General features: G+C 42.3%; 24 protein-coding genes. 15 read left to right on the forward strand and 9 right to left on the reverse strand.

Annotation, left to right across the window (positions count from 1 at the left end):
• Position 1: 1 nt before the first annotated feature.
• On the reverse strand, positions 2-568 hold the full coding sequence (gene dps / locus VB836_RS00290) for a DNA starvation/stationary phase protection protein Dps (protein ID WP_323217493.1): 567 nt from the start codon (positions 566-568) through the stop codon (positions 2-4).
• A gap of 107 nt (positions 569-675) precedes the next feature.
• Entirely contained in the window at positions 676-936 is a 261-nt protein-coding gene (locus tag VB836_RS00295) for a ParB N-terminal domain-containing protein (RefSeq protein ID WP_046279745.1), read from the reverse strand.
• Positions 937-1178: 242 nt separating this feature from the next.
• Here VB836_RS00295 and murI point away from each other — a divergent pair, with 242 nt between their 5' ends.
• Both murI and sds read left to right on the forward strand, forming a co-directional pair.
• Entirely contained in the window at positions 1179-2036 is an 858-nt protein-coding gene (gene murI / locus VB836_RS00300) for a glutamate racemase (protein ID WP_323217494.1), read from the forward strand.
• Between the two features lie 1022 nt (positions 2037-3058).
• Positions 3059-4030, forward strand: coding sequence for a solanesyl diphosphate synthase (gene sds, locus VB836_RS00305; RefSeq protein WP_323217495.1), 972 nt, complete (start codon positions 3059-3061; stop codon positions 4028-4030).
• Between the two features lie 224 nt (positions 4031-4254).
• On the opposite strand, the gene VB836_RS00310 is transcribed toward sds, so the two are convergent.
• Complete coding sequence (locus VB836_RS00310; RefSeq protein WP_323217496.1) at positions 4255-4752, reverse strand: hypothetical protein; 498 nt, start codon at positions 4750-4752, stop codon at positions 4255-4257.
• Positions 4753-4932: 180 nt separating this feature from the next.
• On the opposite strand from VB836_RS00310, the gene hetZ reads away from it, so the two are divergent.
• The 13 genes from hetZ to VB836_RS00375 all read left to right on the forward strand — a co-directional run bounded on the left by hetZ (position 4933) and on the right by VB836_RS00375 (position 16486).
• A complete protein-coding gene (gene hetZ, locus VB836_RS00315; protein ID WP_323217638.1) occupies positions 4933-6093 on the forward strand; it encodes a heterocyst differentiation protein HetZ in 1161 nt (386 codons plus the stop codon).
• On the forward strand, positions 6086-7141 hold the full coding sequence (locus VB836_RS00320; RefSeq protein ID WP_323217497.1) for a hypothetical protein: 1056 nt from the start codon (positions 6086-6088) through the stop codon (positions 7139-7141). Before hetZ ends, VB836_RS00320 begins: the two co-directional genes overlap by 8 nt.
• A 105-nt stretch (positions 7142-7246) precedes the next feature.
• On the forward strand, positions 7247-9622 hold the full coding sequence (locus VB836_RS00325) for a DUF3488 and transglutaminase-like domain-containing protein (protein ID WP_323217498.1): 2376 nt from the start codon (positions 7247-7249) through the stop codon (positions 9620-9622).
• A gap of 34 nt (positions 9623-9656) precedes the next feature.
• On the forward strand, positions 9657-10541 hold the full coding sequence (locus VB836_RS00330; protein WP_323217499.1) for a hypothetical protein: 885 nt from the start codon (positions 9657-9659) through the stop codon (positions 10539-10541).
• Positions 10542-10755: 214 nt separating this feature from the next.
• Positions 10756-11184: a photosystem II complex extrinsic protein PsbU gene (psbU, locus tag VB836_RS00335; protein WP_323217500.1), complete on the forward strand. Its 429-nt coding sequence runs from the start codon at positions 10756-10758 to the stop codon at positions 11182-11184.
• A 156-nt stretch (positions 11185-11340) separates the two neighbouring features.
• Positions 11341-13041 carry an L-aspartate oxidase gene (gene nadB / locus VB836_RS00340; RefSeq protein WP_323217501.1) on the forward strand — a complete coding sequence of 567 codons (1701 nt, stop codon included), beginning with the start codon at positions 11341-11343 and terminating at the stop codon, positions 13039-13041.
• Positions 13042-13269: 228 nt separating this feature from the next.
• Complete coding sequence (locus tag VB836_RS00345) at positions 13270-13848, forward strand: pentapeptide repeat-containing protein (protein WP_046279735.1); 579 nt, start codon at positions 13270-13272, stop codon at positions 13846-13848.
• Between the two features lie 244 nt (positions 13849-14092).
• Positions 14093-14458 carry a translation initiation factor gene (locus VB836_RS00350; protein ID WP_046279751.1) on the forward strand — a complete coding sequence of 122 codons (366 nt, stop codon included), beginning with the start codon at positions 14093-14095 and terminating at the stop codon, positions 14456-14458.
• A 33-nt stretch (positions 14459-14491) separates the two neighbouring features.
• Positions 14492-15106, forward strand: coding sequence for a 7-carboxy-7-deazaguanine synthase QueE (locus VB836_RS00355; RefSeq protein WP_323217502.1), 615 nt, complete (start codon positions 14492-14494; stop codon positions 15104-15106).
• Between the two features lie 6 nt (positions 15107-15112).
• On the forward strand, positions 15113-15559 hold the full coding sequence (locus VB836_RS00360; RefSeq protein ID WP_323217503.1) for a hypothetical protein: 447 nt from the start codon (positions 15113-15115) through the stop codon (positions 15557-15559).
• Positions 15560-15665: 106 nt separating this feature from the next.
• Positions 15666-15755 carry a cytochrome b6-f complex subunit PetN gene (gene petN / locus VB836_RS00365; RefSeq protein WP_071941453.1) on the forward strand — a complete coding sequence of 30 codons (90 nt, stop codon included), beginning with the start codon at positions 15666-15668 and terminating at the stop codon, positions 15753-15755.
• Between the two features lie 163 nt (positions 15756-15918).
• Positions 15919-16164: a DUF167 domain-containing protein gene (locus VB836_RS00370; protein WP_323217504.1), complete on the forward strand. Its 246-nt coding sequence runs from the start codon at positions 15919-15921 to the stop codon at positions 16162-16164.
• Between the two features lie 85 nt (positions 16165-16249).
• Complete coding sequence (locus VB836_RS00375) at positions 16250-16486, forward strand: hypothetical protein (protein WP_046279733.1); 237 nt, start codon at positions 16250-16252, stop codon at positions 16484-16486.
• A 221-nt stretch (positions 16487-16707) separates the two neighbouring features.
• On the opposite strand, the gene VB836_RS00380 is transcribed toward VB836_RS00375, so the two are convergent.
• From VB836_RS00380 to nadA, 6 genes are all read right to left on the reverse strand, one after another.
• Positions 16708-16824, reverse strand: a complete 117-nt coding sequence (locus VB836_RS00380; RefSeq protein WP_323217505.1) for a photosystem I reaction center subunit VIII — start codon at positions 16822-16824, stop codon at positions 16708-16710.
• 104 nt (positions 16825-16928) lie between these two features.
• The gene (locus VB836_RS00385) at positions 16929-17420 is read right to left on the reverse strand and encodes a photosystem I reaction center protein subunit XI (RefSeq protein ID WP_323217506.1); all 492 of its coding nucleotides are present in this window, start codon (positions 17418-17420) and stop codon (positions 16929-16931) included.
• Positions 17421-17541: 121 nt separating this feature from the next.
• Entirely contained in the window at positions 17542-18246 is a 705-nt protein-coding gene (locus tag VB836_RS00390) for a TIGR04283 family arsenosugar biosynthesis glycosyltransferase (RefSeq protein WP_323217507.1), read from the reverse strand.
• Between the two features lie 167 nt (positions 18247-18413).
• On the reverse strand, positions 18414-19001 hold the full coding sequence (locus tag VB836_RS00395) for a TIGR04282 family arsenosugar biosynthesis glycosyltransferase (protein ID WP_323217508.1): 588 nt from the start codon (positions 18999-19001) through the stop codon (positions 18414-18416).
• 14 nt (positions 19002-19015) lie between these two features.
• Entirely contained in the window at positions 19016-20683 is a 1668-nt protein-coding gene (locus VB836_RS00400; protein ID WP_323217509.1) for an eCIS core domain-containing protein, read from the reverse strand.
• Between the two features lie 127 nt (positions 20684-20810).
• Positions 20811-21779 (reverse strand): quinolinate synthase NadA, encoded by a 969-nt coding sequence (gene nadA, locus VB836_RS00405; protein WP_323217510.1) that lies wholly within the window; start codon positions 21777-21779, stop codon positions 20811-20813.
• Positions 21780-21944 lie beyond the last annotated feature (165 nt).

Here is a 21944-nt window from a genome sequence, read left to right on the forward strand (position 1 = left end):
ACTATTTCACGTTTGCAGTGGCTTTGGTTGTCGCACTGCTGCTACCATTGGTAACACTACTGTCGCTTCCTTGCAAGTGGGCTTCGAGGAACCACAAGCGCATATCAACGGTCCGTGAGATTTCGGTGTATAAATCCGCAGTATCCGCATCTCCTAAGCCACCCGTTTGATCAATCGCCTCACGAACGTGTTTGGCGTACATCGCAAAGCGATCGGCTAAAGCGGTTACATGATCTTGACCCTCCTGGATATCAAAGGGATATTCTGGCAAAATAGAATCAGTGGCCGCGACCCGAGCAGTCCCCATCGCAAACCCTCCCAAGGCAGTGATCCGTTCCGCAACCAGATCAACATATCCTTCAAGTTCACCCGCCATTTCATCAAACAGTAAGTGTAGAGAATAGAAGTTCATTCCCTTAACGTTCCAGTGGGCTTGTTTGACTTGGGTTTTTAGGTCTAAAGTCGTTGCTAATGTTGCATTCAGAATTGCTGCGATTTCTTGACGAGTTTCTGCGGAAAAATCAATCCGAGAGGGATAAAGACGGGTTTTTAGGTTATTGTTACTCATGGATTTATACTCCTTTTAGGTTGATTGGTTTGAGAATTCAGCAGCTTAATAAATCATTACAAACTATGACCGGATTTTACCCTGTTTTGGTACTTGATTAATCTATCTCAAGCCAGATGCTTTCTGAGGACAGATTGGGGTGCTTTACGCACTTTACAACGAATGGTTTCATAGCCGAGATTGGTACAGGCTTCAAAACGATGACAGCCTGAAAAACCATAGTATTGGCCGTCTACTTCTAACACTTCAATGGGTTCTTGCAAGCCGATTTCTCGAATAGACTCCATTAAAGCTGCGACTTTGGCCGCATCCGTCGCCCGAGGCAGTGGACGCCGAATCTGCTTCAGGGGAATGTCCTGAACTTGCACGATATTTTCTCCTTAATTTTCTCTCTTCTTAAATCATACTCATAACGACTTCGTTTTAACAACTAAAGTCAAGAAACGCTGACATGACTTTTTGGGGTAAGCCCGATTGTCAGAGGCTGATCTTTCCGGATAGCTGTTCAATCGAGTGTAGTATCCCTTGTTCTGTGAAACAGGGAACTATAAATTAAGTCACAGATGTACTCATCGGACAAGCAATCAACAATCACCAGACATTGGACTGTATGACAACGGATAAAAAAGCACAAAGAATAGCAGTATTTGACAGTGGTGTGGGAGGGTTAACGGTTTTAAGAGAGTTATACCGACAACTCCCGAATGAATCGATTCTATATTTTGGAGATACCGCTCGATTACCCTACGGTACTCGAACTCAGAGCGAGATTTTACAGTTTGTTCGTGAAATCATCCTGTGGGCGATGGATCAGGATGTCAAAATGATCGTCATGGCTTGTAATACCAGTTCAGCCCTCGCCCTGGAAACTGTACAATCAGAATTCAAGGTGCCGATTCTGGGAGTCATATTGCCGGGAGCAAAAGCCGCAGTCCGCAAAGGCCAGCGTATTGGGGTGATTGCAACTCCCGCTACAGTCACGAGTAATGCTTATCGCCAAGCCATTGAGGAAATGAATAGTCAAGTTCAAGTCTGGCAGGTGAGTTGTCCTGAGTTTGTCCCATTAATTGAGGAGAATCGTATTCACGATCCCTATACTTATGAGGTGGCACGGGAGTATTTAGCCCCTTTATTGGATCAACACATCGATACCTTGATTTACGGGTGTACTCACTATCCTCATTTAGCCCCTGTTGTGCGATCAATCCTCCCGGCGACAGTGCGGATCGTTGATCCAGCCGTCCATTTAGTCAAAGCCATGACTCAGGAGTTAGAATTGTTGGGACTGCGAAATCCCTATCCCCCCAAACCCACACGCTTTTGTGTCAGTGGTTGTCCCCAACAATTTGCGAGTTTATCTGTGCAGTGGTTAGGGTTTACTCCGACTGTAGAAGCAACGGAATTAGGGGCGATCGAGACATCCGAAACAACCCATCTTTCACTCAAAGAGGGTAGAAGGGGGAGTTAACTTCAACAAGAAAAAACACCTTGACACAGAGACACCAAGAGAAAAATCTTCGTGACTTTGTGCCAAGGTGTTGATTTTCACAAGCCAAAAAATGTCCTTTATATAGAATAATCCCACCCCCCTGTGGGAGTGGGACTATCTCAAATCCGACTAAACACGACAACCTGTGAATTATTTTCCCTTGACACCTGATTTCCACTATGGTAGAGTTTTCAAGCTGCGTTTGGGGCGTTATCCAGTTGCCGAACATTAGCACTCTGTTAGGATCTCGAAATTTTGGCTGTGCGTTTGGCAAGCATCAATAACAAATAAACTGTTAAAACGTAACCTGCGGCCAGAACGGGAATCATCAGTGGAGTTTCTTGGTACATCATAGCGGGTATAGCCAAACAGATAATAGGAGGAGCAAAGGCAAGAGTTTAATACCAGCTACATAGGGCTAGCATACAGAGCTAAGATCTAGCTGCGATCACTTACTTAAGCACTCTCTGGGAACTTCACGTCCCAGAAAACATTGTCAGGACTTTACTTCAATTACAGACCCCCTAACTGAGATATCAGGCTGTACTGAGCAACCTAAATCTCAGGGATCGTCTACTTACATACTGGGGTAGCCTGTTAACTCTGATGAGCTTTGAACTATTTATCAAGTTTCAGCAGAGATCCATTTGCCTACGGATTAACACTGCAACGACAGATACCTAATACTCCGTCGCCAGATCCATAGCCCTGAATGTGTAGAATTGTTTAAACTCTTACTTACTAAAATAACATAAAACTCGCGATTGTGAGAGACTTTAGGGGAAGTTCCTTAATAATTTGATAGACTTCGACCGAGGGGTGGGAGCAAGAGAATTTTCGCTGAGGATGTCCGCCCTGAAAACCCCACTGCTTAACCTTCAGCAATTGGTCAGATTTCCAGGTTGAGTTGAGTTTGATATCCATTTCCCAGAGGGTTAGCTTAAAATACAACTATAATATGTAAAATTTTGTTAAACCCAATTGCCTGAGTCGGCTGATCCATGACCTCTAGCACTCTTTTATTTTCTCCGGTTGAAGCAGACCTGCAACTGTTGACAGACAACTTGAAACAGTTAGTCGGCGCTCGTCACCCCATTCTATATGCAGCAGCAGAGCATCTTTTCAGTATTCACGGGAAACGGGTGCGACCTGCTATCGTTTTGCTCATTTCGCGAACCACCATGCCCAATCAGGACATTACGCCTAAGCATCGGCGACTCGCAGAAATTACCGAAATGATTCATACAGCCAGTTTAGTCCATGATGATGTTGTCGATGAGTCGGATCTCCGGCGAGGAGCGCCCACTGTCCACAGTCTCTTTAACAACCGCATCGCAGTCTTAGCAGGAGACTTTCTGTTTGCCCAATCTTCTTGGTATCTGGCCAACCTGGATAATTTGGAAGTCGTCAAACTGCTATCCAAAGTGATTATGGATCTCGCTGAAGGCGAAATTCAGCAGGGACTGAATCGATTTGATACCGGAATGTCGATTAATGCTTATCTGGAAAAAAGTTACTACAAAACAGCTTCTTTGGTTGCCAATAGTTCCAAAGCGGCAGGTTTATTGAGTGGCGTTTCTGCCGAATTAGCGGAAGATTTGTACAGTTATGGACGCAATCTAGGCTTGGCTTTTCAAATTGTTGATGATATTTTGGATTTCACAGGTTCAACCGAATCTCTCGGAAAACCGGCTGGTTCTGATCTGCAAAGTGGGAATTTAAATGCTCCGACTTTGTACGCTCTAGAAGAAAAACCATACTTAGAAACCTTAATTGAACGGGAGTTTGCACAAGAAGGAGATTTAGAACAAGCCCTCGCCCTAATTCAAGAAAGTTCTGCAATTAAGCGATCGCGAGAACTCGCAGCCCATCATGCTAAACTGGCTGTCGAACATATTTCTAAATTTCCCGATTGTGATTCTCGAAAAGCTCTAATTGAATTAGCTGATTGGAATCTTAATCGATTGTATTAGTCAGAAAATTGGGTCCAAACCAATCGAGAATATTAGCCCTTGAACCCTTAGAAGTGAGACTCATTCAACAGGGATTTAAGCCAGGTTTAAGGTCGAACTTCTTCGGTTGTATCTGAGCTGAAATCTAGACAATCAATGAGCAAATGTTGGTGTTAGATGTCTGTCGTTAGTCCCTAAAAGTGATGACTTCATTTAATAGCGGCAGACACTAACCTGTATGGGAATTAAGCGAAATTGGGAGGAATATTTCGACGAGGAATATTTCGAGGCTGAACCGTCGCCCGATATCGCTCCAAATAAACCCGAATTAAATCTTGAACCTCGCTACGCTTAACTTCTGTTCCGCTTTCCAAATGACCCGGAACTTCAAAGAAAATAATACTATCGAGGGCTTGCAGGGCCACCATTTGAAACAGAATATGAGTAACGGGTAGAGGAGTGGCTTGTACATAAGTCGGGACTGTAACCGGAGAACGATTTGAGGCATCTAGAAGAGTCGGGTAGGCATAAATCACCCGCTTTTGTAGATCAGGTTGATCCAGATGACTCAAAGTTGTGAGTACCCAACTTTCATCCGAGGCTTGCAAGATGTAGTAACAATCATGCTGCAATTGTTCAGCCAGAATTTTCAACGCAGGAGCGATCGCTTGGACGACCCCAGGAGTTGTACCATCTTGAGGTGCATTATCAATTAAAGATTGAATTTGTTGATCTAAATCCATTATTTTGCTGAAAAATCAAAGGTCAGAGGGAAAAACTTAGCGGATCACTGATAATTCATTGTGACAGATGACCTAATTTAACCTGGAGATCCATCACAGTAAACTGGTGATAGTCTCCGGAATTCTCTTGGTTTCGCTCGAAAGGGAATGTTAGGGTCACTGTTACTAAGTATTCAAAATATGGGGGAAATCTGCCAGAGCGAGACTATATATCAACGGCTGTTAAGCGAACTCCAACAGTCCACCCGTGCCTCTGAGCAGAATTGCCGGGATGTTGCCCAACGTTTAACCGAAGAAGCCCTTCGCATCTGTACAGAAAGCAGACGCATTCAGGCTTCTGGCGAAGTCGAAACCTGGGCGATGACATTAGCTCAACATCGCCTTCAGCAATGTCTGCATTATTACAGGCTCGGGTCAAAACAGGCACCTGTGGAACTGCACAGTACCTTAAGTGCAATTGTCTACCGCTATATAACACCTCCGCAAGTCCAATCCAGTTATCAAGCCCGACTGGAGTTGATCAGGGATTTCTTGCAGGCCTTCTACCTGGAAACCTTAAGTGCTTTTCGCAAAGAGGCTCAGTTAGCTGCAACCTATCGTCCTCAGACCATATTGGAACTCGGGGAATATTTAGCCTTCACAGAACGCTATGGGAAAAGACGAATTCCGTTAGCTCGGGGTCGTAGTCAACAGCTTATTATTTTACGCGCCCAGACCTTTTCTCAGCAACAGCCGAAAGAAACCTTTGTCGATTTGGATCAAGCCGCCGAAGGATCATCTCAAGAATCTGATCAGACTTGGAATGATTCAGCAATGCAACAAGTGCGAAATGCAATGGCCTCCGAATCGACAGAACCCGAGTTAGACTCTTTACGCCAAACGGTGGTTGAAGAGTTAATGGCTTACCTCGAAGAACACGAGCAACAAGATTGTGCCGATTATTTTGCGTTGCGATTGCAAGATTTACCGACTCGGGAAATCGAAGAAATCTTGGGATTAACACCGCGCCAGCGAGACTATTTACAGCAACGATTCAAATATCATTTGCTGCGGTTTGCCTTCGGACATCGCTGGGAACTGGTGCATCAATGGTTAGAAGCGGATTTGGAAAAAGACTTGGGATTAACCCCCCAACAATGGCAGCTTTTTCAAGACCAACTGAGTCGAGATCAAGCGGATCTGCTAAGGTTAAAACAGCAGGGTTTATCCGATCACGAAATTTCCCAAACCCTTAACAGTAAGGTCACTCAAATCCAAAAACGGTGGTTTAAAGTATTAGAGTTGTCTTGGGAAATCAGAAATCATTCAGTATCCGGAGCAGGGGCATCTAGCGATGAATAACGAAACATACCGAGATGATCCATCATTCGAGTGCCACTTTTTTGACTGGCTCATGGAAAAGTCACAGATTACTCCGCCGTGCGACGACGGAGACGGCACGGAGCGTTGGTCAGTCAAAAATCCTTCTTCAATGAAGAACGAATCAAACTACACTCCGAATGTTGATGATCAATCCAGGGTGGAGCAAGGAGAGTGGGAAGAACTCGACCCATTAGACTCAGAAGATATCGATGACTCCGACTACCCAAGTCAACTTTTTACATTGGGAGAGATACCAACCGTGAAAAACAGGTTTGAAACGGTCTTGAAAAATCGGTTAAAAGCCGAGATGGAACGAAACCCACCATTATTTCCTTGGGAAACAAAAGCATCTGATTTCGCTTGTTATCCAGACGTAATCGAAGAACGAAGAGTTCCCTGGATGGCTCATAAGCAAAATCTACGTTGGTCTGTTCCGATTCCTGATCCTGTTTTTGCTCAACTGCTGAGTCCCTGTCAAGAGGCGATTCAGTCTTCTTTACGAGAGGGCGCAAAATTAGTTCAAGTCGTAGAAACTCTATTTCCTGGACAATCTGAACCCCTCAATGAGTTAACCCATCGTCTGATGCTGGGTTGGGCTAGGGGACAAAATCCTCTCGATCTTGCACTGCCAGAATACGAAACGGCTAACCCGGAACAGCAAATGTTGATGGCGCTTTTAGCCGCACGAGAGATTATTCAGGCTCTCACCTTAACCTGTAATCTTAATCAACCTGCCATTAAACAACAATGGCTGACCAGTCTGGGCGTACTCACCCTAGAGGCTGAATATACTCAACAAGACGGCCAGAGCGCCTCTTTGAAGGTGATGGGTCATTTGCCCGATGGTGGACATTTGTGGCTCATGGGAGCGGACGCACAAGCCACTGCCCAACGTTGTGATCGCGGCTATATCAAACTGGAGTTGGTTGATCCTCATCTTGATCAAACCTATCAACTCAATGTGATTCTAAACGACCAGGATCAGCATCCCCTCAGTTTTGCGATTGGTCTACAGTCGCCCCGATAACATCACATCTACTGTGCCTCTCAATCGAAGTTGCTGATGTGGCTTGCTCGTCGGAGATCAGGTAAAGTGTTCATAGCACTTGCATATCTTTCTACCGACTGAGCCATGACTCCCAGAATTCCTCTATTGACTCAACTGTGGCATCGGATCGAAGCAATGCCGAAGCCGGAAGCCGAAGATTCCATCAGCCTGCGAGTCTTAGTTCAGTTGCTTGTGATTGTTGGAATTGTCGCCACTGATGTCGCAATTGCAGAACCCCTCAACCTCTGGGCAATTCCTGTCAGTATAGTGGGAGCAACCTGGAGTTATTTTCGCCGTAGCTATCGTAATGTGCCTGTTAAATTTTGTATTGCTATCGGAATGCTTGTGGCACTGGCTGCATTCTTTGGGCGATTGGTTGGGGAACTTAATGATACTCGCCTCGTACTGGCTCAACTTCTGATTCATCTGCAAATTCTGCACAGTTTTGATGTACCCCGCCGCAAAGATTTAGGCTATTCAATGGTAATTGGGTTAATCTTGCTTGGTGTCGCTGCAACCCTCAGTCAAACCCTCACTTTTGCACCTGTTATTCTACTCTTTTTGGCGATCGCATTACCCACTTTAATTTTTGATTATCGCTCCCGATTGGGCTTAACTCAACTCAATTTAAACCCTACCGATAAATCTAAACCCTCTCAACTTTTTTCTACATTAAATGTTCGCTTTTTAGCTTTAAGTTTCCTGAGTGTAGTTGTCTTAGGATTAGCAATTTTTGCCCTCTTACCTCGTTTTCCTAGTTATCAACTCCGGTCTTTTCCGGTTAGTTCTCCGATTGATTTACCTCAAGGGCAATTTGACGGGACTCAAGTCTTTAATCCGGGTTATGTTTCCCAAAATGATCAAGAGAATAACTCTGAAGGGGGCAGTAGTGGTCGTAGTCCCCGTCAAGGTGCAGGTCAACTTGATTCCAATTTTTATTATGGTTTTGATACGCAAATTAACCAAAATCTTCGCGGTCAATTAACGCCTAAAGTCGTGATGCGGGTGCGATCGCAAGCGAGAGGGTTTTGGCGTGTCGTTGCCTTTGATCAATACACGGGTCAAGGCTGGGAAATTTCCCGCAATGATCAAGATGAAATGTTCATGCTGAACCGCCCATCTTGGTCTTATCAATTTTTGCTTTATCCTCAAATTACCCTCAGTGAGACGAGAGAAATTGTTCAAAGTTATACAATTATTTCTCAACTTCCAAACTTACTCCCGGCTATGCCTTGGGCGAAAGAAGTCTATTTCCCGACCCAAGAATTAGCCGTTGATGCGGAACGAAATTTGCGATCGCCTTTAGATTTACGAGAAGGAATGACTTATACTGTTATTTCTCAAGTGCCTTTTCGTAATCGTTCTTTGCTGGGAGAAGCTACTAATAAATATCCTCAACAAATCAAAGATTATTATCTGGAAGTTCCGCAAGAAATTAGAGAAAAAGTTCGCCAAAAAACGGAGGAAATTCTAAAGAACGTTAATCGAGTTGCTCAAAACCCAAAGCCTCTTGATACGCCCTATGAAAAAGCACTCTATCTCGCTCAATACCTCAAACAAAATCCCGTTTATCGTCTGCAAGAAGCACCGCCTTTTTTACGAGAAGATGAAGATTTAGTCGAGGCGTTTTTGTTTGGCTATAAAGACAGTCCACCGGGCGAAAAAGTAACAGGCGGTTATCCCGATCATTTTGCTACTGTGTTAACAATAATGCTGCGTTCTATTGGCATTCCAGCCCGATTAGTTGCGGGATTTGATGCGGGAGAATTTAACCCCTTTACAGGCTTATATGTGGTTCGGAATACCGATGCTCATGCGATGACTGAAGTTTATTTTCCTGAGTATGGTTGGTTTGCTTTTAACCCCATTCCGGGTATGGAATTAATTCCGCCTTCCATTGAAGAAAATCAAACTTTTAGTGCGTTACGGGCATTTTGGGAATGGGTAGCGGGTTGGTTGCCTTCTCCAGTGACGAGTATTTTGCAAACGATTTTTGGTACAATATTTCTGTGGGTAGCTCGTAGTATTCGTTGGTTTTTAACGCTTTTTGCTCAAGGATGGCTGGGTTTATTTACAGGGTTATTGGTTGCGCTGATAGCAGGTTTTCTCGGTTGGTTGGGATTTGATCGTTGGCAAGTTTGGCGTTATCATCGGTGGTTATCTAAACTGCCTCCTGAAGAAAGTTTGTATCAACAAATGCTGAAGCTATTGGCAACGAAAGGATACCCCAAATCTTCTGCACAAACTCCGCTAGAATATGCTCATTCTTTAAGATCCCATCACTCAATTGATGAGGTTGAAGTGATTGAAGAGGTTTCACAGACTTATGTACAGTGGCGCTATGGAGGTCTATCGACGAATTTAAACCAAATGAAAGCCTTGATTAAAAACTTAAAGAACGCTCATCTAAAACCCTTAAAAAGTAAACATTTTAGCCCCAAATTTTTTAGTAAAAAATAATTTTATATTCAAACAGGGTGAGGAGAATAACTCAATGAAACGAATTCTAATTTTAACGGGATTGGTTTTAAGTTGCTGGTTGGCTACACCCGCAAACACAGCGCCGTTTAATCGATTTAGTAAAGTTGAATATGATCAAATTCGTCATGGAATGACCTATGAAGAAGTCAAAGCGATTATGGGAGGAGAAACCGGAGAACGGGATCGCGGTTTTCGGGCTGATTCTGATCAAGAAGGTTCTCCAACCATGTATCATTGGATTAATCCAGATGGTTCATCGATTACCGTTGTATTTAGTGCTGAAAACAAAGTCATCAACCTGGGTTCTTACAACTTGATGCCTCCCCTTCATAATAATTTATCGAGAACCGAAGATAATCGACTGCAAAATTTATCACAGAGTCCGATTACGATTGATTATTACAATAAACTCAAAATCGGCATGAGCTATGAGGAAGTCAAAACCGTCATGGGTTCCGAGGGAAAATCGGATCAAGACTTATATAACTCTAGTCCGAATCCCTCACAAACTCGGTATCATTGGCTAAACCCTAACAACTCTGGTATTGTTGTTACTTTTGATGGCAATAATCGAGTTCGTTCAATTGTGACTCGTAATTTAGATGAATATACGATGGGGGGAAATCCGATACCGTCCCGCACTCCCGAAGGGCCAACACTAGCCACACGTCAACAGTATTACCAATTGCAAATGGGAATGACCATAGAGCAAGTGAAAACGGTCATGGGAACAGAGGGAAAACTTAATCCAAATTTTAACCCGGATGGAGACGAAAATTTTAAAACGTCCTATGAATGGATGAATCCTGATGGAACCGGAATCAAGGTGGTTTTCAATACCGAAGATAAAGTCACAAAAATTTACGGTTTAGGTTTAGGTGTCGGATTGAGATATTAGTCACAAGTCGAACCTCAAAAAAACGGTTTTTTATCGGACAGCAACCCCAACAGGTGTTCATGGTGTCAAGAGTGCGGTATATTACCATAGCAGTAGAGTAATGACTGCATGAAGGTGACTGCAATCACCTGGAATAGATCCATTGCCAATCGGCGTGGAGTTTGTCACGAGATACTTGTCAATGCTGTTTAGATCAGTTGGGAGAAAAGTCTCAATGAAACGATTCGGTCGTTTGTTAGTCCTAGTGGGTTTATTAATAAGTTGTCTGGGATGGGTTGGACAGGAGAATGCTTATGCTGCAAACTTGAGTCTGACTCAGCTACCTATTGTGTCCCCAATTTTGGCAGTTGAAGAACGAAGAAATCGGGCTGACGAAAAGTTAGGCGAATTTGGAGAGAAGATCGATCTCAACAATGGTTCGATTCGACAATTTAGACAATTCCGGGGGATGTATCCCACTCTCGCCAAAATGATTATCGATCAAGCTCCGTTTGATTCGGTTGAGGATGTCCTGAATATGGAGGGATTAACAGAGCGTCAAAAGCAAATCCTGGAAAGTTATTTAGATGAATTTACAGTCACTCCAGTGACTTCTGTTCTACAGGAAGGAGATTTCCGCTTAAACACCGGAACCTACGACTAGACAAACTGAAATTTCAGATTCAGGTGTCCGGTCTGATCGCTCGATTGTTATGATTGATTGCAATTCGTTCGCGAAACGTGCGGTTAGACAATATCCGCTCATAGTTACAATCTCTCGTCAAAACCGATCTCTTACCGTGACCCTGAATTTGAATCCATGACCCATTTTGACCCCTTACCTGCTGCCAACATACCCGACTATTTTGATGTGTTGGTTATTGGAGCAGGAGCCGCAGGTTTATATGCTGCCTTGTGTTTACCGACCCATTTCAAGGTGGGTTTGGTGAATAAAGACATCCTTTCCCTTTCTGCTAGTGATTGGGCGCAGGGAGGAATCGCCGCCGCCATTTCTTCTGATGATTCTCCTGACCTTCATTTAGAGGATACCTTGAAAGCAGGAGCAGGTCTGTGTGAACGGTCGGCGGTTGAATTTTTGGTTTCTCAAGCCCCCGAATGTATTCATCGCTTGGTAGACATGGGCGTTGTGTTTGATCGACACCAACAGAATTTAGCTTTGACCCTGGAAGCAGCCCATTCTCGTCATCGTGTGCTTCATGCCGCCGATACAACAGGTCGAGCGGTTGTCAGTATTTTAGGGGCTAAAGTTCTCGAACGCCCAAATATTCAGCTTGTTTGTCCGGCTTTTGCCTTAAAGTTGTGGCTAAATCCCCAAACGCAACATTGTCAAGGGATTAGTGTCATCTATGATAACCAAGTGCGGTGGATACGAGCATCAGCAGTGGTTTTAGCAACGGGCGGCGGTGGACAAGTTTTTTCTCAAACCACCAATCCCAGTGTGAGTACGGGTGATGGAGTGGCGATGGCTTGGCGCTCAGGTGCGTTACTGCGGGATTTAGAGTTTTTTCAGTTTCATCCGACTGCTTTAAAAATATCAGGTGCGCCTCGATTTCTAATTAGTGAAGCGGTTCGCGGAGAAGGCGCTCATTTAATCGATGATCAAGGAAAACGGTTTGCTTTTGATTATCACCCAGACGGAGAACTCGCCCCCAGAGATATTGTCAGTCGAGCGATTTTTAATCACTTAAAGAAAATGCGCTCAATTCCTGGGGCGCAAAGTGAAAATGTTTGGTTAGATTTACGTCCGATTCCTCCCGAAAAAATCCGTTCTCGATTTCCAAATATTATTCAAGTTTGTCAACAGTGGGGAATTAATCTGTTTGATGAACCGATTCCGGTTTCTCCTGCGGCTCATTATTGGATGGGAGGAATTGTCACAGATTTGAACAATCAAACTTCAATTCCGGGTTTGTATGCAGTGGGTGAAACGGCTAGCACGGGTGTACATGGGGCTAATCGGTTGGCGAGTAATTCTCTGTTAGAATGTTTGGTTTATGGCGCTCAAATGGCTCAACTGAATGGCGATCGCTCAACAGCTTTTGATTTACTCGTTCCTGAAGAAAACCTGGAATTTTCCACTCCTTTAAACTGGCTGGAAGACTATGATCAAATTAAAAGTATTAGAATACAGTTACCGGATTTAGTCTGGCAAAGTGCAGGAATCTGCCGAGATCAACAAATGTTAGATGAAGCGATTACTCAAGTTGAAGCTTGGCGTCATCTTTTCCTCAACTTAAGCGTGAGCAAAGCGTTATTAACTCTTGAACCTGGACAAATAATCAAGTTTGAAAAGACAACAATTGATCCGATTCATTTGAGAATTTGGGGAGAAACTTGTAACTTGCTTGATATTGGATATTTGATTCTCAGAAGTGCTGCTTTCCGAAAAGAAAGTCGAGGGGGTCATTATCGTCAAGATTATCCGCAAATTGATTCAAGCTGGCAAGCTCATACTTTAGTCCAGCAAAATCAAACCTGGAAATCTCCAACGAGTTGTTAACAAATACTAAAAATTATCAATCATTCAGTTAAGCCGCTCAAGTTGATCACAATCACTTAGAATGTAGTTATAGAGGTTGATCAAACCCCTCAAAAATGTCGGTTTTTGATGCCGATTATCGTTTTCGGTAATGTTATACTGTTGGGCATTTAGCGGCTTGGCTATTTTGTACCGGTTAAATGCTGCCAAATTGAAATAGATAGACTCTCAAACATGAAGACACAAACTATCAATAGTGACGAACTTTTAGCCCGCTATGCGTCAGGAGAACGGAATTTTCGCGATGCTGACTTATTTCGAGCTGAACTCAGTAACGCTAACCTCAGTGGTTCTAGCTTATTCCGTGCTAACTTATTTCGTGCTAACTTATTTCGCGCCAACTTGTTAGGCGTGAGTCTGTTTAACGCCAATTTGATCGGAGCGAATTTGTATTGCGCGAACCTCAGTGGCGCGAACCTCAGCGGCGCTAACCTCACAAGAGCGGATCTGACGGGCGCTGACTTGAGTGGTGCTGACTTGCATGGTGCTGACTTAAGTGGTGCAATTTTAACAGGTGCGAATTTGAGTTATGCTGATTTGAGTCAATCGACGCTTTTAAAGGCGGAACTTGTTAACGCGACTCTCGCTCATGCCAATCTCAAAGGCGCAAATCTTAAAGGAACAAATTTAATGGGCGCTATCGTGCATGATGCGGTTTTTATCAAAGCAATGGGTTTAGCATTTGATGTGGCGAGTTCGCTCAAACAGCAGGGTGCTATTTTAGAAGAGGCAAATAGCAAGAGTCGGGTAAACGCTGCGATTTACTAATGTTAGCAGGTTTAATCGTTTCCCCCATTGATGTTTTATCTCATGTCCGATTAATTAATGACTTCAAGCGTAGGGGCGGGTTCAGCCCAGCTCTCTGTCTGATGGTTCAAGAATTTAAATAAACCCGCCCTACTACCCCGATAACAGAATTAATCAACCGGACATAGTATGAAATAATCAGGGGGAATGTGAAACCTCTAGAGTGAGTTTTCTGAGTAAGTTTGAATTATCATTTTTAAAACATATGGCATCTAAGCAAAACTCTAATTCAGCTCAAAATTCCTCAAAAAATCGCGTTATTTATTCAGAATTTGGTCAGAATACTGATTCTGCTGCTCTTGAAAGGGCTAAACCGGATTTACCCCCAGCTCAACAAAATTTGAAGATTGAAGCGTCTCGCAAAGGACGAAAAGGAAAAACCGTAACGGTGATTTCTGGGTTTCAAACCTCTAATGAAACCTTAGAGAAATTAGTCAAACAGCTTAAAACTCACTGCGGTTCAGGGGGAACGCTTAAAGAGGATACGATTGAAATTCAAGGTGATCACGCTCAAAAGTTACTCGAGATGCTCACAAAGTTGGGATACAAAGCTAAAATAAGTGGTAGATAGAATCGTGAGTTGGAGAAGGGTTTGACAACGTTGATGAATGAAATTGCCATCCATGAGACGTTTCAAAATACGATTCAAGGAGAAGGATATTGGGCGGGAACGCCTGTCGATTTTATTCGTTTAGCCGGATGTCCGGTTCGATGTCATTATTGTGATACGGGCTATGCAAACGGGGGTGTGGGTTTACCTCGAAATGTTCGTTCTTTTAACGAATTAATTGCTGAATTGCGATCGCCAAGAGTGGTAATTTCTGGGGGTGAACCGTTTATTTATCCTCAACTTCCCGATTTAGTCCAGTGTATTGAAGCAACTGATCGCACGGTTTCTATTGAAACGTCTGGGTCATTTTGGCAAGCGATTTCTTCATCCGTTTGGGTAACACTAAGCCCGAAAGAACATATTAGTTCTCAGTATCCCGTTGTTGCTCAAATGTGGGAACGAGCTTCCGAAATTAAATTGGTGATTGAAACTGGTTTTGAACTCAAATATTATGCTCAATATTTACCCAAAAAACCTCAAATTCCTGTATTTCTCCAGCCAGAATGGACGCAACGCGATTACACTTTACCTCTCGTTTTAGACTTACTCAAACAATATCCTTACTATCGACTCTCGCTTCAGTTACATAAATATGTGGGTGTAGACTAATCAAAAATGAGCGACTCTCGTTGGCACTATCCAGCCTCTCTTAAACACAGCCAAACGATTCCCTATCAAGGGATAATTTCGCTTGAAAATCAAGTTCATCATCAGCCTGTAACGTTTAATTATACGATTAAAGCAACTCTACGCCGCCAACATTGTAATCCGCCGATTTGGACAAATTTTCATTATCATACCTTTGAAATTATTCTCGAACTCGCTGCTCTTTGTCAGCCCGGAGATTTGTATGGGTTAGATATGGTTGAAATGGAAAATAAACTGTATATTTGGGCGGAACAACTTCCTGAAAAAATTAACGAACATCCGTTATGTCCTCACGGAACCACAGAAGAAATGTGCTTGTATTTTGCTCAGATTCCCGTTGAACCTCATGTTAAACTACTGAGTGTCAGTGTCTCTGAAACCTCCAACCGAGTCACCACCTTAAAGCTTTCTTAGCCTGCCGCTTCTCCCCTCAACTGACGAAAAGTTTGTGCAGTTGAGCCGATTTCGAGATATGATCAGACCTGAAACAATTTAGTCATCATTACGTTAGTAGACTGTTATGGATATTCTCTCATTAGGTTGGGTTGCGGTTTTGGTTGTGTTCACCTTCTCCATTTCAATGGTGGTTTGGGCGCGTAACGGCTTGTAAATTACCGAAATTCCGGGAATTACCCAATTCTCCAGGGGTGGATATTCTGTCCACCCTAAATTATTGCAAAAGTCAATACAAATTTTTAAATGATTATCGGTCTTTTCTATTAAAAAATGGGGTAAAATGAGAATAGATTTAGTCGAGTAAAGGAGGCTTGATTTTGACGATTTTACAAGTAAAAGTTAAACCCAATTCTAAACAACAATCTATTACCAAAGAAGAAGATGGCTGTTTGACAATTCATCTGAAATCCCCTCCCGTTGATGGGAAAGCAAACCAAGAGTTAATCAAACTCTTAGCCAAACAGTTTAATATCCCCAAATCTCAAGTTATTATTAAATCCGGTTTATCCTCAAAAAACAAGTTAATTGAGTTACCTGATTCCTGTATCGTTAGTGAAAGCTGAATGACTGAATAAAATTATCCTTGAATTGAGGAAACTTTTTAGACTAAAATACAATCATCTCATTCAAATAAAGGCGTGAGTCAACATGGCAACTATCGTTGAACATCAAGAAAGTGGAAAGCGTTATATTTTAATGGGAACTGGGTTCGGTATTTATAAATCATCTCGCAGTAGTCCCCCTTGGAATCTAACAGCAATTGAAGAAGAAGACCATTATCATTTAGTGGCAGTTTGCGATCGCAAAGGTAAGATAAAATGGTTTTATTCTGAGGATTTAGTGGTTGTTGAGGTGGATGGGGGTAAACCTTCAGATTTAGTTTAACCCCTATTATTTTATAACCAAAATTGGCGAGTATTTTGACAATTTTCAGAAAAGAAAAAGATTAATTAAGGTTTGCTGAAAAAGTAATGGAAAAGTCCGAGAAAATTGCTTGATGAGTCAATATATAATTAGTTACTTATTCTATGGTCTGATGTACGCTACAAAAAATCCCCCAACTGTTTGTTTAGTGGAGGATTTTTCAGTTAGTTCAAGCGAGAGTTTTAGACTTCGCTTTCAATGTGAATGAACAGTAAACCCATAACGACAACGGGCATTAACCAGCAAACAACTGGAATCAAAATCCAGGGCAAATATGCAGCCGCGTATGAACCTGTCATATTAAATTCTCCTATTTCACAGTAGCCAAATTGTAACCGAAATTGGTCTGAGTTGTTTTAACCCGTGTTAAAGCTTAGTCAAGAAAATTCAACTCAGAGGGGAATTAGTTGTTGACAATTCCTCGGAAAATATCATCGACAACCGAGAAGTTTTCCAGCAGGAAGAAGGCAACAAAAGCGCCGCCCATTGCACCAATAAAGAAGCCACCCGCAAATTGACTCCAGCCTTCATCCGTTTGAAGGAAATCAGCACCTTCAGATTTTTTCTGGAAGGAAACTAACCCATAAGCAGACAGACAAGCGGTAGCAATTAAAATCAGAGCAATTCCTGAAATTAATCCGCCTAAGTTGGCGCTGGCACTATCGCGTAATGGCCCAAATTTAACCCAGGGGCCAATAATAAAATAGCCGTGAGCCATACCAACTTCTAAGCCCCGTAACAGGGGAGAAAGGCCTTTACGATAGGCGGGTAAATTGCCGATAAATGCCCGTGTAAAGTCGGAGTCACTGATAGGTGTAGACAGATGTCCGACAAAGGGATCGCCCTTATAGGGTTGAACAAACCCTGAATCTCTGGCGTCGTCAGCCGCACTCATATTGATTGTCTCCTGTATGTTTGACAATTTGTAGCAAACTTGAGCTTCTATTTTACGCAGGGATGCGTCATCTAGTCGCACAAATCAACAGGAGCGTTAAAAAAGTTCACATCTTTGTTCATTATTGTTTACTTCTGTACCAATTCGCGAGGGTTGAGGGAGAAATGCCCAACAAATAGGCGATAATAATCATTTGATTGATTAACGTTGTCCTCAATACGCCTAACTTTTGCCAGCGTCGTCCCGAAGTTGTCACCGCCACAGGGACAAGGACAATTTTTCCTCGTCGCCGTAACTGACGCACCAGTTGAAAATCTTCCATCAGAGGCAATTCAGGGAAGCCGCCCACCTCCCAAAAGGTACTCGCTTTGAGAAAAATCCCCTGATCTCCATAGGGCATTTGGAGATACTGCGATCGCCATTTTACACCCTGTTCGACCCAACGTAACCCGATCACAGATGCGGCTATTTTAAGTTCAAATGCCCCTGCAATAGTGTTGGGTTCATCGAGTACCTGACGCACCCATTTCTCAAACCTTTCGGGTAATTGGGTGTCAGCGTGTAAAAATAGCAAAATCTCTCCGGTTGCTGCTTTCGCCCCCATATTCATCTGATGGGCGCGTCCTCGAATTGTTTCTAAAATTCGCACTTCAATATTTGTATTTTTCCCGAATTTATCGACGACTTTTATTGTATTGTCTTGACTGCCACCATCTACGATAATCATTTCAAGATTAGGAGTATTTTGCAGCTTTGACAGCACCGAGATGATTGTTTTTTCCTCATTTAAAACAGGAATAATAATAGAAATTATAGCTTCATTCATTATAGATTTTGCGTACAACAAAGGAAATCTTGAATATGCAGTGTTTCTTATTGCTATATATCGCGCTAAAGCGCAACAACGAACAGATTGATATTTGTTTATTGTTGAATAGTTTAATCATCCCGTCTGAGAAATACCCGAAACTTAGATGAAAAACCGATGAGAGATTATTTTAAATCTTCAGGACGATCAATATCGGCTAAGGTTGGCAAAAATACAACTGATAAATTTAGAGTTTCACAAACCGTTAGTGTTTGTTTAAAAACTTCAGAAGTTCCCCAATTAATGCCTAAAAATAATTCGTGGATTAACTGACATAATCCAATTAAATAATAACCCCCATCTTCAGCCCGGCCAATAATAATATCCTGTTTTTGCAACTTCTCAAATGCCTGAGATAAAATCTCTACACTGAGATCAGGACAATCTGTTCCGATGGCAATAACAGCCGATTTACCCGTATTAAAAGCCCCTTGAAAAGACTCTCGCAGGCGATCGCCTAAATCACCAGTTCCCTGCAAATTATACCGCAAATCAACCCCTAACCAATCTTGCATCAATTCCAAATTTCCGCCTGTGTAGCGAATTTCAACTGAAACCGAATGAGATGCGGCAAATTCTCTCACCGTTTTAACTGTTTTTTCAGTCATTAGGCGATGAAATTCAGCCGCACCTTCTGCCCCCAAAGCGGGAATTAATCGAGTTTTCGTTTTCCCCGCTTCAGGATAACGAGTAAAAATAATCAGATGTTCCATTAATCGCAGGTAGATTAACGCAATTCATTAAGCTTAGTAAACAACAAAACCACCTCAGTTGTAAAGTCTCCCCATTGATCAACCGGAAGGTTGTAAGAGTCAAAGCTGCGAATTTCCAAAACTGCACCCTGCTTTCGATGAGTCATAGAAACCCCTTCTGGAGAAATTGTTTTCCATTCGGGGCCAACATATTCCATCGAAAAATCTTGATCCGACCACTGTTGATCTTCGCCATTCAAAACCCCATTTACCCACTCAGAAATAGTTATTTTGGGATTAGCGTCGATACTTCGACCTGTTTCTTTTCCGGCGGTTAAACTGTGAGGAAAAAGCGGCTCATTCGCTTGTTCTTCTGTCATTCCTGCCGCCATTAAAACATAATTCAAGAATTTTTCTTTATTGTTAATTTTAACCTGTTGTCGAATTTCTCCCAGGTTAGTTCGGCTTAAAACGGGAACTAATATTTTACCCGTTCGGATTTTAGGGTTCAGACTCATTTCTGGATTTTGATGGTTGATAAATCGATACTGACCCCCAACATAACTGCCCATCAAAGCAACCAAGCCTTTATATTCCAAAGATTCATTAATTTTTTGGGTATAATTAACAGCCTGAACCATCACAATTTTATCAGCTTTTCCGATCAATAATCCTTGATAATAATCCTGATTATTTTCAAGAGAAGTATTGTTAATTTTGGCAATTTTTTCTAACATCTCAAAAATTCTATCAAGCCTCACTCCTGCTGTCACATGAAATGATCCTGATATTTCATTACCCTTTTGAAAAGGATGCCATCCTACGACATAATCTTCAGCGAGTTGAATATATTCTCCTGTTTTTAAATCTACTAAATTCTCGCTTACCCAGTTTTTTAGGTCTTCTACAATACGAGTTAATCCTTGGGGGCTTTGCGCCTCATCAACGGGATCTGTAATATATTCACAATACCAACTATCCTCGTAACCATCAGGAGTCAGACTCCAAGAGTTACCATTCATAATAGCAGATTGACCTTTTTTAATACATCCATCATTGGCTGAAATAAAGGGTAATTCTCGACTTTTTGTTTTAAAGGGAGAGACTTCTTTTCTTTCCGCTTCTGTTTTAAGAGTCCCTTTTTGTAAATCCATCGGAACTTCTATTTCTAGCCCAATTTTTCTCTGAATAATATTCTGAAATGCTTTAATTATCTTGGGAAAACTGATATAATTTGCTCTATCAATCTTAAATTTATTCGCTCTTTCCCCCATTTTATCCGCTTCTTGTTCTAGAATAATATTATCATTCACGGATGTATTTTGAACCTGCAAAGTAGACTGAACTCGACCCTGCATTTGTTGAACAACGTGCCAAACTTCATGGGGTAAATGTTGTTCCTGACCGGGCGCTATATAAATATCTTGATCTTGAGTATAAGCTAATGCTTCTAACTCGGCAGGTTTAGCAGAATTATAATGAACTTTCACATCATCGATAGAAAAGCCGCAGAGATATTCAATTCCCGCTTTGAGATCATCGGGTATACCCGTTGTATTTTCTGGAGTTGGGAAGATTTGATCAGCTACAGAATTCTCTGTTTCCTCGCCTTGTTTTTTCTGGGGAGAAACTCGGCGGATCACCGTCCACTGACAAAGACAACGACTGCCTTTTGAGTTGGGGTTCGACTGCTGATAAATCATTCAAAAATCCTGTAACTGCTGCTGTGACGAACTCTATGATGTCACTGCTCTAATTTTATTCTCAAACTCGCAGCCATTACTGAAGTCAATTTTACCGTTTCGGGTGAGCATTGCCCACCCTTGAAATTTAACGACTCATTTCTAACATTCGTTGAATAGGCTTTAATGCCGCTAGCCTTATATTTTCAGGAAGGGTAATTTCTGGGGTTCTATTTTTCATCGCCAGATAAAGTTTTTCTAGCGTATTCAAACGCATATGCGGACATTCATTGCAAGCACAACTATTCATCGGTGGGGCAGGAATAAACTGTTTATTGCTGGCTTCTTTTTGCATTTGGTGAATAATTCCCGGTTCAGTTGCTACAATAAATTCTGAACAGTCACTTTGTTGAGCATATTTCAATAATGCTGTCGTTGAACCAATATAATCAGCATGACGCAGAACAGGTTCTTCACATTCTGGATGAGCAATAATTTTAGCTTGCGGGTATTGGATTTTTAACTGCACAATCTTCTTTTCTGAGAAGTTTTCATGCACCATACAAGCCCCATCCCACAGCACTAAATCTCGACCTGTTTCTGCCATCACATAACGGCCTAAATTGCGATCTGGAGCAAAAATAATTGGTTGATCTTCGGGAATTTGTCGCACAAGATCAACAGCATTTGAACTGGTGCAGATAATATCACTCATCGCTTTAATTGCCGCACTACAGTTAATATAAGAGACGACAATATGATCAGGATATTGGGCTTTAAACTGGGCAAATTCTTCAGGCGGACAAGTATCAGCCAGTGAACATCCTGCTTCTAAGTCCGGTAATAATACTAATTTGTCGGGGTTGAGAATTTTAGCCGTTTCCGCCATAAAATGAACCCCCGCAAACACGATCACATCCGCGCTGGTTTCAGCCGCTTGACGAGACAAACCGAGAGAATCTCCGATATAATCAGCAATATCCTGAATATCGGGATCTTGATAATAGTGAGCCAAGACAACCGCGTTTAACTCCCGCTTTAGGTCATTAATAGCGGAAAACAAATCATCAGGGGTTGTTTCAGATTTCGCTTGTCGGTACAGTGTGGTTGTGAACATAAATTGTGCCTTTCCGGTTCAGGAGTTAACAAAACGTAACTTCTAATTATAGTTGATTTCACCAAAATATGCGGCAGATCGAGGTGACTTGTCTGTTGCGATCGACACCACCGTTCAAAAAAAGGTCTGAAATTGCCTATCGTAGAATAAGAGAGGCAAGAGAGT

The organism is Limnoraphis robusta BA-68 BA1 (genome assembly GCF_034932365.1).
Lineage (GTDB): Bacteria > Cyanobacteriota > Cyanobacteriia > Cyanobacteriales > Microcoleaceae > Capilliphycus > Capilliphycus robustus.

Bases quoted from the DNA above. Each gene is read 5' to 3' on its own strand.
- VB836_RS00330 (WP_323217499.1), top strand. From the start codon at position 9,657: ATGAAACGAATTCTAATTTTAACGGGATTGGTTTTAAGTTGCTGGTTG.
- VB836_RS00320 (WP_323217497.1), top strand. From the start codon at position 6,086: ATGAATAACGAAACATACCGAGATGATCCATCATTCGAGTGCCACTTT.
- VB836_RS00385 (WP_323217506.1), bottom strand. From the start codon at position 17,420: ATGAGTGCGGCTGACGACGCCAGAGATTCAGGGTTTGTTCAACCCTAT.
- nadB (WP_323217501.1), top strand. From the start codon at position 11,341: ATGACCCATTTTGACCCCTTACCTGCTGCCAACATACCCGACTATTTT.
- psbU (WP_323217500.1), top strand. From the start codon at position 10,756: ATGAAACGATTCGGTCGTTTGTTAGTCCTAGTGGGTTTATTAATAAGT.
- petN (WP_071941453.1), top strand. From the start codon at position 15,666: ATGGATATTCTCTCATTAGGTTGGGTTGCGGTTTTGGTTGTGTTCACC.
- murI (WP_323217494.1), top strand. From the start codon at position 1,179: ATGACAACGGATAAAAAAGCACAAAGAATAGCAGTATTTGACAGTGGT.
- VB836_RS00400 (WP_323217509.1), bottom strand. From the start codon at position 20,683: ATGATTTATCAGCAGTCGAACCCCAACTCAAAAGGCAGTCGTTGTCTT.
- VB836_RS00350 (WP_046279751.1), top strand. From the start codon at position 14,093: ATGGCATCTAAGCAAAACTCTAATTCAGCTCAAAATTCCTCAAAAAAT.
- VB836_RS00390 (WP_323217507.1), bottom strand. From the start codon at position 18,246: ATGAATGAAGCTATAATTTCTATTATTATTCCTGTTTTAAATGAGGAA.
- VB836_RS00395 (WP_323217508.1), bottom strand. From the start codon at position 19,001: ATGGAACATCTGATTATTTTTACTCGTTATCCTGAAGCGGGGAAAACG.
- VB836_RS00375 (WP_046279733.1), top strand. From the start codon at position 16,250: ATGGCAACTATCGTTGAACATCAAGAAAGTGGAAAGCGTTATATTTTA.
- dps (WP_323217493.1), bottom strand. From the start codon at position 568: ATGAGTAACAATAACCTAAAAACCCGTCTTTATCCCTCTCGGATTGAT.
- VB836_RS00355 (WP_323217502.1), top strand. From the start codon at position 14,492: ATGAATGAAATTGCCATCCATGAGACGTTTCAAAATACGATTCAAGGA.
- VB836_RS00360 (WP_323217503.1), top strand. From the start codon at position 15,113: ATGAGCGACTCTCGTTGGCACTATCCAGCCTCTCTTAAACACAGCCAA.
- VB836_RS00380 (WP_323217505.1), bottom strand. From the start codon at position 16,824: ATGACAGGTTCATACGCGGCTGCATATTTGCCCTGGATTTTGATTCCA.
- hetZ (WP_323217638.1), top strand. From the start codon at position 4,933: ATGGGGGAAATCTGCCAGAGCGAGACTATATATCAACGGCTGTTAAGC.
- sds (WP_323217495.1), top strand. From the start codon at position 3,059: ATGACCTCTAGCACTCTTTTATTTTCTCCGGTTGAAGCAGACCTGCAA.
- VB836_RS00325 (WP_323217498.1), top strand. From the start codon at position 7,247: ATGACTCCCAGAATTCCTCTATTGACTCAACTGTGGCATCGGATCGAA.
- VB836_RS00310 (WP_323217496.1), bottom strand. From the start codon at position 4,752: ATGGATTTAGATCAACAAATTCAATCTTTAATTGATAATGCACCTCAA.
- nadA (WP_323217510.1), bottom strand. From the start codon at position 21,779: ATGTTCACAACCACACTGTACCGACAAGCGAAATCTGAAACAACCCCT.